Origin of the sequence: Amycolatopsis solani (genome assembly GCF_033441515.1) — a bacterium.
Classification (GTDB): Bacteria; Actinomycetota; Actinomycetes; order Mycobacteriales; family Pseudonocardiaceae; genus Amycolatopsis; species Amycolatopsis solani.
The window spans coordinates 197294-208970 of the sequence record NZ_JAWQJT010000001.1; the positions used below are offsets into that span (position 1 = coordinate 197294).

The window sequence follows — 11677 nt, forward strand, 5'->3', positions numbered from 1 at the left end:
CACTAACGATTCCCGGTGATCGAGATCGTCCGGCGTTCGGATGGTGTCGGGGACAATCCCTACGAAAGTCGTTCCGGCTCGAATCAGGCAGTGAATGCCCTGCTGCGGCGGGCTTTGTACGAATTGATCCGGGAATCCGGAACGCGGCGTTGGTCCGTTCGGCGCATTGACGCCCAGATCCGCTGATCCTTTACTCGGATGCGTCCGGACGCATACCTCCTGTTAGCCCGCCGGACACGTCTCCCCTCTTTCCCTTACCGGACCTCGATTCTGCCTTCATGGAAAGGTTGACCTCGATGACCCATCGTGGGTTCAGGACGGGCTTGGCGGCCGCCGCCGGGTTCGCCATGACGCTCGCGCTACCGGTGACCCCGGCGAGCGCGACTCCCCAGGCACAACCCGCCGCACCGGACGTGGCCGCGGCCCGCGCGGCCGACCAGGCCGCCGCGAACGGCCTCGACGCCCTCAAGCGCGGCCCGGCCGAAGCGTTCCAGCGCATCGGCCTGACCGCCGGGGGCGGCGGCCTGTTCTACGGCGCCTACCAGCGGACCTACCAGGGCCTGCGGGTCGTGGGCGGGGACGCGGTCGTCGTCGCCGACGGCGCCGGGCGGGTGCGCGGCACCAGCGCCGCCGACACCGCACCGATCACCGTCGGGACGCAGGCGCTCGTCGACGCCGCGAAGGCCGCGGCCACCGCGCGCGCTCAACTGGCCACTGTGGACAGTGTGAGCACGCCGGAGAAGGTCGTGCTGGCCGGGACGAGCCCGAAGCTCGCCTACGAGGTCGTCGTCGCCGGGCGCACCGCGACGGCACCGAGCAACCTGCACGTGTTCGTCGACGCGGCGACCGGCGCGGTGCTCGACAAGCGGGACGACGTCAAGACGTTCGCCTCGGGAGCGCGGACCCAGGCCCAGCCCACGACGGTGAACGTGGCCGGCACCGGCAACAGCTACTACGTCGGCAACGTCTCCATCGACACGACGCAGTCCGGCAGCACGTACACGCTGCGCGACCCGGGCCGCACCGGCATCAGCTGCGGCCGCGAGGGCGGTTCCGTCTACAGCGGCACCGACAACGCGTGGGGCAACGGCTCCGGCACCGACCTCGAAACCGCCTGCGTCGACACGCTCTACGGCGTCCAGACCGAGTGGAAGATGCTCGCCGACTGGCTGGGCCGCAACGGCATCAACGGCAGCGGCACCGGCTACCCGGCTTCGGTGGGCCTGTCCGACGTCAACGCCTACTGGAACGGCTCCTCGACCCACTTCGGGCACTCGCAGGACAACCAGCGCCAGGCCACTTCGATGGACGTCGTCGGGCACGAGTTCGGCCACGGCATCTTCCAGTTCACCCCGGGTGGCGCGGGTTCCGGCAACGAGAACGGCGGCCTCAACGAGTCCACCGGCGACATCTTCGGCGCGCTGACCGAGGCGTACGCGAACAACACCAAGGACACCCCGGACTACGAGGTCGGCGAGGGCGTCAACCTGGTCGGCCAGGGCCCGATCCGCTACATGTACCAGCCGTCGAAGGTCGGCGACCCGAACTGCTACTCGTCGTCGATCCCGAGCACCGAGGTGCACGCGGCCGCCGGCCCGCAGAACCACTGGTTCTACCTGCTGGCAGAGGGCTCGAACCCCGGTGGCGGCAAGCCTGCCAGCCCGACCTGCAACAGCTCGTCGGTCACCGGCGTCGGCATCCAGAAGGCCGGCAAGATCTTCTACAACGGCCTGCTGAAGAAGACCTCGTCGTGGAACCACAAGGCCGCCCGCAAGGCGACCCTAGAAGCCGCGATCGCGCTCTTCCCGGGCAGCTGCACCGAGTACAACGCCACCAAGGCCGCGTGGGACGCCGTCTCCGTCACCACGGTCAGCGGTGAGCCGACCTCGTGCAGCGGCGGCGGCGCCGACTACTCGGTCGCGCTGAACCCGGCCTCGGGTTCGGTGCAGCCGGGCGCCTCGGCGACGACCACGCTCAGCACCACGATCACCTCCGGCGCGGCGCAGTCGATCACGCTGTCGGCGTCGGGCCTCCCGGCCGGCGCGACCGCGACGTTCAGCCCGGCGACGATCCAGTCGGGCGGCAGCTCCACGCTGACGATCGCGACCACCGCGTCGACCCCGACCGGCAGCTACCCGATCACCGTCACCACCGACGGGGCCACGACCGACCACACGGCGCAGTACACGCTGACCGTGGGGACCACCTCGTCGTGCGCGCCGGTGACCAACTCGACGCGCTTGAACATCCCGGACTACCCGGCGAGCGCGGTCAGCAGCACCAGCACCGTCAGCGGCTGCGCGCGCAACGCGTCCAGCACCACCAAGGTCGAGGTGCACATCACCCACACCTACCGCGGTGACCTGGTCCTCGACCTGGTCGCGCCGGACGGCACCGCCTACCGGCTGAAGAACTCCAGCAGCGACTCCACCCCGAACATCGACACCACCTACACCGTCAACGCTTCTTCGGAAGCCGCGAACGGCGCGTGGCAGCTCCGCATCCGAGACGTCGGCCCCGCCGACACCGGTTACCTGTCCTCCTGGACGTTGACCGTCTGATCCACCCCGTCGCTTTCACGTGAAAGCGACCACCTGGGGGCGTCGCTTTCACGTGAAAGCGACGCCCCCGGAGTGCTCCCAACCCCCACCGAAGGAATTCACCGCCATGAAGTGGAAGAGCAAGATCGGCGCCGGGGTCACCGCCCTGGCGGCCGTGTTGGGCGTTGTCAGCGCGCCAGCGGCCACCGCCGCGCCCGCCACGGCGCTCGCCGCGCCGGACATCTCGCTGGCCAACATCAAGACCCACCTCAACCAGCTGCAGACCATCGCGAACAACAACGGCGGCACGCGTTCGCCACGCGGTGGCGGTTACGCGGCGTCGGTGTCCTATGTGGAAAACCTGCTCAAGAACGCCGGCTACACCACGACCCGCCAGACCTGCACGAGCTGCATCGGCCAGTCCCAGAACCTGATCGCGGAGTGGCCGCAGGGTGACGCGAGCCAGGTCATCATGCTCGGCGCGCACCTCGACTCCGTCAGCGCCGGCCCCGGCATCAACGACAACGGCTCCGGCAGCGCGTCGATCCTCGAGACCGCGCTGACGCTGGCCCGCACCAACCCGGCGATGGCCAAGCGCGTCCGCTTCGGCTGGTGGGCCGACGAGGAGTCCGGCCTGGTCGGCTCCAAGTACTACGTCAACAACCTGCCGAGCAGCGAGCGCACGAAGATCAAGACGTACCTGAACTTCGACATGATCGGTTCGAAGAACTGGGGCTACTTCGTCTACGACGACGTCGCTTCGGTCAAGGCGATCTTCGACGAGTACTTCTCCTCCATCGGCATCCAGACCGAGGGCGACAGCGAAGGAGACGGCCGTTCCGACCACGCGTCGTTCAAGAGCGCGGGCATCCCGGTCGGCGGCCTGGCCACCGGCGCCGGCGACATCAAGAGCTCCGCGCAGGCCCAGAAGTGGGGCGGCACCGCGGGCGCGGCGTTCGACAACTGCTACCACCGCGCGTGCGACACGACGTCCAACATCCCGGACACCCCGCTGGAGAAGAACTCCGACGCGATCGGGTATGCGCTTTGGAAGCTGGCCGTCGCCACCACGCAGGGCAACGACTTCTCCGTCGCGCTCAACCCCACCGCCGGCACCGTCCAACCGGGACAGTCGCTGCAGGTCGCGGTGAACACCACGACGACGTCCGGGAGCGCGCAGTCGATCTCGCTGTCCGCGTCCGGCCTGCCGTCGGGCGCGACGGCGTCGTTCAGCCCGGCCACCATCTCCTCGGGTGGTTCCTCGACGCTGACCATCTCGACGTCGTCTTCGACCCCGACCGGTACGTTCCCGATCACGGTGACGGCCGACGGCGCGAACGCCGACCACACAGCGTCGTTCTCGCTCGGCATCGGGACGTCTTCGTGCGCACCGGTGACCAACTCGACGCGCCTCGACATCCCGGACTACCCGGCCGCCGCGGTGAACAGCACCGCGAACGTCGGCGGCTGCGCGCGCAACGCGTCAGGCACCACCAAGGTCGAGGTGCACATCACCCACACCTACCGCGGTGACCTGGTCATCGACCTCGTCGCCCCGGACGGCACGGCGTACCGGCTGAAGAACTCGAGCAGCGACTCGACGCCGAACCTCGACACCACCTACACCGTCAACGCTTCTTCGGAGGCCGCGAACGGCGCGTGGCAGCTCCGCATCCGGGACGTCGGCCCAGCCGACACCGGCTACCTCTCTTCCTGGACCCTCACCGTCTGACCTGCGGAGGGCGGCACTTTCGTAGGGAAAGTGCCGCCCTCCCGAATTTGTCTAGACCACCCGTTCGTAGGTAGTCACCGGTTCCCCGCGGCGCTTATGTTGGGCGGACACACCGCGTTCGCCCTCAACGACGATGGGAATCGGTATGTCCGGTCGCAGAAACCGCTTGTTCGGAGCCCTCCTGGCCGCGGCGCTGGCCGTCCCGCTGCTCGTGCCGGCCCCCGCGCAGGGGGCGGTGCAGGCCGACACGTGCGCGGTGAAACCCCGGCCCGCCGGCAAGGTCATCCAGGGGTACTGGGAGAACTGGGACGGCGCCGCGAACGGCGTCCACCCCGGGCTGGGCTGGATCCCGATCACCGACAGCCGCATGGCCCAGCACGGCTACAACGTCATCAACGCCGCCTTCCCGGTGATCCGGTCCGACGGGACCGTGTTGTGGGAGAACGGGATGGACGCCGGCGTGAAGGTGTCGACGCCCGCCGAGATGTGCGCGGCGAAGGCCGCCGGCGCGACGATCCTGATGTCCATCGGCGGCGCGGCGGCCGGTATCGACCTCTCGTCGTCGGCGGTGGCGGACAAGTTCGTCGCCACGGTCGTCCCGATCCTGAAGCAGTACAACTTCGACGGGATCGACATCGACATCGAGACCGGGCTGACCGGCAGCGGGAACATCAAGACGCTCTCGGCGTCGCAGTCGAACCTGATCCGCATCGTCGACGGCGTGCTCGCGCAGATGCCGGCGGGCTTCGGGCTCACGATGGCGCCCGAGACCGCGTACGTGACCGGCGGCAGCATCACCTACGGCTCGATCTGGGGCGCGTACCTGCCGATCGTCAAGAAGTACGCGGACAACGGCCGGCTGTGGTGGCTGAACATGCAGTACTACAACGGATCCATGTACGGCTGCGCCGGCGATTCGTACCAGGCCGGGACCGTGCAGGGCTTCACCGTGCAGACGCAGTGCCTGAACAACGGCCTGGTCGTGCAGGGCACGACGATCCGCGTCCCGTACGACAAGCAGGTCCCGGGCCTGCCGGCGCAGCCCGGCGCGGGTGGCGGGTACATGTCACCGAGCCTGGTTTCCCAGGCGTGGCGGTCGGTCCCGGGCCTGAAGGGCCTGATGGACTGGTCGATCAACTGGGACGGCTCGAAGGGCTGGACCTTCGGCGACAACGTCAAGTCCCTGCAGGGCCGGTAAAGCCTCGTGAGTGTTTAGTCGGGTTCTAACCCGACTAAACACTCACGAGTCGCCGGCGGGGATGGGGTCGTCGTACTCGCCCGAGGGGCCGGAGTAGGCGCGGCCGTTCGGGAACGGCCAGGGGTTCGGGACGCAGCCGTGCAGCCCGAGCGTCTGCTGCTCCATCACCGGCGCCGGCTTGCCGGGGCCCGGGCACAGCTCGTGGCCCTGGCCGAGCCGGTGCCCGGTCTCGTGCGTGACCATGTACTGGCGGTAGACGTCGAGCGGGGCCCCGTAGTTCGGCACGGCGTTGGCCCAGCGGGCGACGTTGAGCACGACGTTGCTGCCGTTGCGGCAGGACGTGTAGCTGTCCGGGGTGCCACCGCACAGCTTGTCGCGGCTGGCCGGGGTGGCCAGGTAGATCGTGAAGTCGGCGCTGTCGGCCGGTCCGACCTGCTGCAGCCGCCACTGCCCGCCGGCGGTCCAGCCGCGGTCGTCGCCGAGGATGCCGCGGATCTTCTTCGCGAAGTCGGCGGGCCCGACGCCGTCGATGTCGGTCTCGAGCGCGATCCGGTACCGCATCAGGCGTCCCTGGGTGCCGGCGACCTCGTCGCTGCCCGGGGTGAACATCCACTGCCCGGACCCGGTCCGCGGGAAGGTGATGGCCACCTCGACGGGCGCGGCCTGCGTCACGGGCACGGCCGGCTCGTCGGGCGGCGGCGGCAGCGCGGTGGCCTCCCCGATGGCCGTCCGGATCGGCCCGGCCGCGGGCGCGGCGACGGGCTGCTGCTCACACGCGGTGACCACCCCGGCCACCACCACGGCGAGCAGGGCGGCAACCGCGGCCCGTCTCGCGGTTTCGGGCATGGGTCCCCCTCGGGTGCGCGGCTTTCATCAGGGCATACGGCCGAGCGGCGGGAAAAGTTGCGGTGAGCTGTGGCGACAGCGAGTCACCGCAGCTCAGGCCGCACGACTGTGACGACGGCCACAGTGCTGGGAGGACTCAGCCCAGGAACTTGCGCAGGACGTCGGCGACCTGGCGGATCTCCGCCGTCCGGACGTTCTCCTGCTGCGTGTGCGCCAGCGTCGGGTCGCCCGGGCCGAAGTTCACCGCCGGCATGCCCAGCGCCGCGAAACGGGCGACGTCCGTCCAGCCCAGCTTCGCCGCCGCGCGGCCGCCCGCCGCCGTCACCAGTTCCGCCGCCGCCGGGGCCGACAGGCCCGGCAGCGCGCCCGGCGAAAGGTCCACAACGGACAGTTCGTAGCCGTCGAAGACCTCGCGGAGGTGACGTTCCGCCGCTTCCGGCGAGCGGTCGGGCGCGAAGCGGTGGTTCACCGTCAGTACCGCCGCGTCCGGGACGACGTTGCCCGCCACCCCGCCGCTGATCGCCGTCGCCTGGAGGCCCTCGCGGTAGGTCAGGCCGTCGATGTCGACGATCCGGGGTTCGTACTCGGCCAGCCGCCGGAGGGGGCCGGCCAGCGCGTGGATCGCGTTCTCCCCCATCCACGCCCTCGCGGTGTGCGCGCGCTTGCCCGCGAACCGCAGCTCGACGCGCATGGTGCCCTGGCAGCCGGCCTCGATGACGCCGTTCGACGGCTCGCCGACGATCGCCAGGTCGCCCGCCAGCCACTCCGGCAGGTCGCGCTCGATCCGGCCCAGGCCGTTCTTGACCGCCTCGACCTCTTCGTTGTCGTAGAAGACGAAGGTGACGTCGTGCTTGGGCGACGGCAGCGTCGCGGCCAGGTGCAGGAAGACGGCGTCGCCGCCCTTCATGTCGACCGCGCCGAGGCCGTGCAGCACCTCGTCGTCGCCGGTGCCTTCGCGCCGCGACGGGAAGTTGCCGTTCTCCGGCACCGTGTCCAGGTGCCCGGCGAGCACGACCCGCGACCCGCGGCCGAGGTTCGTCCGCGCCAGTACCGCGTCGCCGTTGCGGACGACCTCCAGGTGCGGCGCCTGCGCCTGGAGCGCTTCCTGCACCAGCGTCGCGAGCTCGGCCTCCGAACCGGACACGCTGAAGACGTCCACGAGGGCCGCGGTCAGGTCGACGGGATCGGCGTGCAGGTCGAGGCTCATGCCCCGCACGCTACCGTGGGGGCGTGCGTAGCTTCGGAGTCGCGGTCGGCGGCGCTTTGCTGGTCCTCGTCCTGTCCGGCTGCGGCAACGAGGCGGGCCCGACCCCCAAGCAGGGCGGCGAGCCGGGGCCGGACGCGCTCCCGACGAAGCTGACCGCGCTGACCGCCGACCAGTGCTACGCCAGCCCGCGCACCCAGCTGCCGAAGGGCTGCGAAAAGTACGTCACGGAGGTCGGCAACGTCCCGGGCACCGCCCGCAAGCGCGCGGACGACCGCGACCCGCAGCTGGTCGCCGAAGCGGACAAGCTCGACACCGCCGTGAAGGCGTTCCGGAGCGCGGGCTGCACGACCGTGCCGGACCCGGGCGGCCCCTGCACGCAGGCGCTGGTCGACGTCGCCGCCGCGCTCGACGGCGTGAAGAAGCAGGTAGACGCCCGGCCCACGGGTGGTTGATCCGCGTCACTCCACTACGGTGATGGCCGTGAGCGAGCAGAGCCCGAACCCCGAAACGACCGGCGCCAGCGGCGTCGGGCTGGCCACCGTCGCGACCGACGGGACGGTCCTCGACACCTGGTACCCGCACCCGAAGCTGACCGAAGGCGGCGCGTCCGGCACCGAGCGCCTGAGCGCGGCCGAAGCCACCGAAATCCTCGGCGAGGCGGCCGCGGCGCTGCTCGGCCCCGACACCGACCGCGGGGTCGAGGTCGTCGCCGTCCGGACCACGATCGGCAAGCTCGCCGACGCCCCGGCCGACACCCACGACATGTACCTGCGGCTGCACCTGCTCTCGCACCGGCTGGTCCGCCCGCACGGCCAGAACCTCGACGGCATGTTCGGCCTGCTGGCCAACGTCGTGTGGACCAACCACGGCCCGTGCCCGGTCGAGGGCTTCGAGCAGACCCGGCTGCGGCTGCGGGCTCGCGGCGGGGTGACCGTGTACAGCGTGGACAAGTTCCCGCGGATGGTCGACTACGTCCTGCCGTCCGGGGTCCGGATCGGCGACGCGGACCGCGTCCGGCTCGGCGCCCACCTGGCGTCCGGCACCACGGTCATGCACGAGGGCTTCGTCAACTTCAACGCCGGCACGCTCGGCGCGTCCATGGTCGAAGGCCGGATCTCGGCCGGCGTGGTCGTCGGCGACGGCTCGGACGTCGGCGGCGGCGCGTCGATCATGGGCACGCTCTCGGGCGGCGGCAAGGAGACGATCTCGCTGGGCGAGCGCTGCCTGATCGGCGCGAACGGCGGCATCGGCATCTCCCTGGGCGACGACTCGGTCGTCGAAGCCGGTCTGTACGTGACGGCGGGGACGAAGGTCGTCGTCGAGGGCAAGGTCGTGAAGGCGCTGGAGCTCAACGGCATTTCCGGCGCGGTGTTCCGCCGCAACTCCGGCACCGGCGCGGTCGAGGTCGTGCCGCGGGCCGGCACCGGGGTCACGCTGAACGCGATGCTGCACGCCAACGACTGACGCTGCGAATTCACCTACAATTCACGGGGTGACCACCGAATCGTTGCCCCGCACCCCGGCCGAGCTGGGCCTGCCGGACGCACCGGTGGAAGCCGGTCCCGCGGATCCGGCCGTGCACCACGTGCGGGCCAAGCTCGACCGGGAGATCCGCGCCCTGCTGGCGTACGAACCCGGCACGCGCTCCGGCGCCGACCCCGAGGACCTGCACCAGATGCGCGTCGCCCTGCGGCGGATGCGCAGCGTGCTCAAGCTGTCCGGCACCCTGGTCGGCGACGGCGCCGAGCCGGTGCGCGCGGAGCTGGGCTGGCTCGGGCAGTCGCTCGGCGAGGTGCGGGACTACGACGTCCTCATCGGGCACCTGCGCGAGGTCATCGCCGACTTCGAGGTCCGCGACCAGCCCGCCGGGCACCGCCTGGTGGCCCGGTTCATCACCGAGCGCGCGACGGCGAAGCGGCGGCTGACCAGCGCACTGACCAGCACCCGCTACTCGACGCTGCTGCGCGAGGTCAGCCTGCTGACCCGCTCCGGCGCCGAGGTGCCAGAGCAGCCGCACGACCTGGTCGACGGGCTGGCGAAGCCGCACCGCAAGCTCACCAAGGCCGTCCGCGCCCTGCCCGCCGACCCCCCGGACGACGACCTGCACGCGTTGCGCATCCACGGCAAGAAGCTGCGGTACGCCGCCGAGCTGGCCCAGACGTCGGCGAAGAAGAAGCGCGCGAAGCGCATCAAGGACCTGATCCGGGCGACGAGGGACTTCCAGACCGTGCTGGGCGACCACCAGGACGCGGTGAACGCGGCCGAGCGGATGCGCTCGGTACTGGAGTCCGCCGACGCCGAGGTCGGCTTCGTCGCGGGCCGGATCGCGGAGCGCGAGCTGGCTCGCCGCGCCGAGGCCCGCGCAACTTGGCGGGCTTCCTGGGTGGCGGTCGACCGCGCCGCTCGAGCTCTGCACGCCTGACGGGATGACGTGAATGACTCATTCCTGTCGTCCGGCGACAGGAATGAGTCATTCACGTCGTTTCGGCCGACCCCGGACCGACGTCGCCCACCTACGCTGGGGCGATGGAAACCGCGCTGACCCTGGCCATCGGCGGAGTGGTCCTGCTCGTCCTGGTCATCCTCACGGCCGGCGTCCTGGCCGGGCGCCGGGTGCGCCGCGGGCGGAAGCTCGGCCGCTACCCGTACCGCGCCAAGCCGAACGGCACCTACGACAACTCCACGCACAACGGGATGTCGTGATCAGGCGATCGACCAGACGTACCCGTCCGGGCGGATCAGCACGCGACGCCCGTCCGAAGCCTCGTAAGCCGCGTACGCGTGGCCGCCGTCGTCGATCAGGGCGCCCGGTGCCGGGGCGCTCCCCGCGGGCAGGATCCGGTAGCCCTCCGAAGGACCGTCGCCGAACACCAGCTCCGTCGCGTGCGGGCCGCGGAACAGCTCGAACAGCCGGACCCGCTTGCCGTTCGCGTCGAGCAGCGGCGCGTCCGGTGCCCGGTCGCCCGGGCGGAGCTCGCCCGTCCCCGCCGGGGACAGCGGGCCGCCGCGGTAGGTGACGTCCAGCTGCTGCGTGTCTTCACCGCGCTTGTGCGCATCCTCGTCGCCGTCGACGTACTTCCGCATCAGCTCGCTCGAGATCCCGAGCACGCGTGCCGCGTTCGCGCGGCGCTCGGGCTCGTAGCTGTCGAGCAGCTCCGGTGACCCGTCGGCCAGCTTCCAGCCCAGGTTGTAGCCGTCGCCGATGCCGGTGTTCAGGCCCTGGCCGCCGGTCGGCGGGTGGACGTGCGCGGCGTCGCCGGCCAGGAACACGCGGCCGTCGCGGAACCGGGCCGCCAGCCGGACGTTCGGCCGCCAGACCGTCGACCAGGCCAGGTCGGACAGCTTGACCGTGCCGCCGCTCAGCGCGTCGAGCCGGGCCTGGACCGCCGGCAACGCCGTCTCGGCGTCCAGCTCGCCCTCGCCGAGCGGGGCGCCGAACTGGAAGTGCGGCGTGCCCGGCAGCGGGCTGAACATCATGCCGTTCATCGGGCTTTCCGGCGTGGCGAACCAGTGCCCGTAGTTCCGGTCGAGGCCGTCGGCGCGGACGTCGCCGAGCAGCATCCGGATCGACTCGTCGGTCGCGCCCTCGAACGCGATCCCCAGCGCCTTGCGCACGAAGCTCTTGCCGCCGTCGGCGCCGACCAGGTACCCGGCCCGGACCGTCTCGCCCGTGCTCAGCGTGGCCGTGACGCCGTCGGCGTCCTGCTCGAAGCCGGTCAGCGCGGTGGCCAGCTCGACGCGGACGCCGAACTCGGCCAGCCGGTCGCGCAGGATGCCTTCGGTCTGCGACTGGCCGAGGAACCAGCCGGTCGGGTACGGCTTCGACGGCGTGGGCTCGACCGGGTCGAACATCATCCGCTCGCCGACCACCTCGCCGCCCAGGTGGATCTTCATCGGCACCGGCGCCATGCCCGCGGCCAGCACCGCGTCGAGCACGCCGAGGTCCTCGAAGACCTCCAGCGTGCGGGGCTGCAGCCCGTCGCCGCGCGAGCCGACGAAGTACGTCTCGGCCTTGTCGACGATCCGCACGGCGACGTCCCGCCGCGCCAGCTCGATGGCCAGGGTCAGGCCGGTCGGTCCCGCTCCCGCGATCAGCACCCGAGTGTCCACGTCGTCCTCCCAGTGAATTGTGATTCAGTGAATCTAGATTCAGA

At 70.9% G+C, this 11677-nt stretch carries 11 protein-coding genes; 8 read left to right on the top strand and 3 right to left on the bottom strand.

Features of this window, described 5'->3' with window-relative positions:
* The first annotated feature begins 15 nt into the window (after nucleotides 1-15).
* The 4 genes from SD460_RS00920 (at nucleotide 16) to SD460_RS00935 (ending at nucleotide 5470) form a co-directional block, all read left to right on the top strand.
* Nucleotides 16-186, top strand: a complete 171-nt coding sequence (locus SD460_RS00920) for a hypothetical protein (RefSeq protein WP_290051702.1) — start codon at nucleotides 16-18, stop codon at nucleotides 184-186.
* 110 nt (nucleotides 187-296) lie between these two features.
* On the top strand, nucleotides 297-2561 hold the full coding sequence (locus SD460_RS00925) for a M4 family metallopeptidase (RefSeq protein ID WP_290051701.1): 2265 nt from the start codon (nucleotides 297-299) through the stop codon (nucleotides 2559-2561).
* Nucleotides 2562-2667: 106 nt separating this feature from the next.
* On the top strand, nucleotides 2668-4272 hold the full coding sequence (locus SD460_RS00930) for a M28 family metallopeptidase (RefSeq protein ID WP_290051699.1): 1605 nt from the start codon (nucleotides 2668-2670) through the stop codon (nucleotides 4270-4272).
* Between the two features lie 145 nt (nucleotides 4273-4417).
* Complete coding sequence (locus SD460_RS00935; RefSeq protein ID WP_290051698.1) at nucleotides 4418-5470, top strand: chitinase; 1053 nt, start codon at nucleotides 4418-4420, stop codon at nucleotides 5468-5470.
* Between the two features lie 42 nt (nucleotides 5471-5512).
* On the opposite strand, the gene SD460_RS00940 is transcribed toward SD460_RS00935, so the two are convergent.
* Both SD460_RS00940 and dapE read right to left on the bottom strand, forming a co-directional pair.
* Nucleotides 5513-6316: a DUF3152 domain-containing protein gene (locus SD460_RS00940; protein WP_290051697.1), complete on the bottom strand. Its 804-nt coding sequence runs from the start codon at nucleotides 6314-6316 to the stop codon at nucleotides 5513-5515.
* A gap of 136 nt (nucleotides 6317-6452) precedes the next feature.
* The gene (gene dapE / locus SD460_RS00945) at nucleotides 6453-7523 is read right to left on the bottom strand and encodes a succinyl-diaminopimelate desuccinylase (protein ID WP_290051696.1); all 1071 of its coding nucleotides are present in this window, start codon (nucleotides 7521-7523) and stop codon (nucleotides 6453-6455) included.
* 23 nt (nucleotides 7524-7546) lie between these two features.
* On the opposite strand from dapE, the gene SD460_RS00950 reads away from it, so the two are divergent.
* From SD460_RS00950 to SD460_RS00965, 4 genes are all read left to right on the top strand, one after another.
* A complete protein-coding gene (locus SD460_RS00950) occupies nucleotides 7547-7975 on the top strand; it encodes a hypothetical protein (RefSeq protein WP_290051695.1) in 429 nt (142 codons plus the stop codon).
* A gap of 28 nt (nucleotides 7976-8003) precedes the next feature.
* Complete coding sequence (gene dapD / locus SD460_RS00955) at nucleotides 8004-8987, top strand: 2,3,4,5-tetrahydropyridine-2,6-dicarboxylate N-succinyltransferase (protein ID WP_318305826.1); 984 nt, start codon at nucleotides 8004-8006, stop codon at nucleotides 8985-8987.
* A gap of 28 nt (nucleotides 8988-9015) precedes the next feature.
* Nucleotides 9016-9945, top strand: coding sequence for a CHAD domain-containing protein (locus SD460_RS00960; RefSeq protein ID WP_318305827.1), 930 nt, complete (start codon nucleotides 9016-9018; stop codon nucleotides 9943-9945).
* A gap of 104 nt (nucleotides 9946-10049) precedes the next feature.
* Complete coding sequence (locus tag SD460_RS00965) at nucleotides 10050-10226, top strand: hypothetical protein (protein ID WP_290051690.1); 177 nt, start codon at nucleotides 10050-10052, stop codon at nucleotides 10224-10226.
* Here SD460_RS00965 and SD460_RS00970 read toward each other — a convergent pair whose 3' ends face one another.
* A complete protein-coding gene (locus SD460_RS00970) occupies nucleotides 10227-11633 on the bottom strand; it encodes an FAD-dependent monooxygenase (RefSeq protein WP_290051688.1) in 1407 nt (468 codons plus the stop codon). It lies immediately after the preceding gene.
* Nucleotides 11634-11677 lie beyond the last annotated feature (44 nt).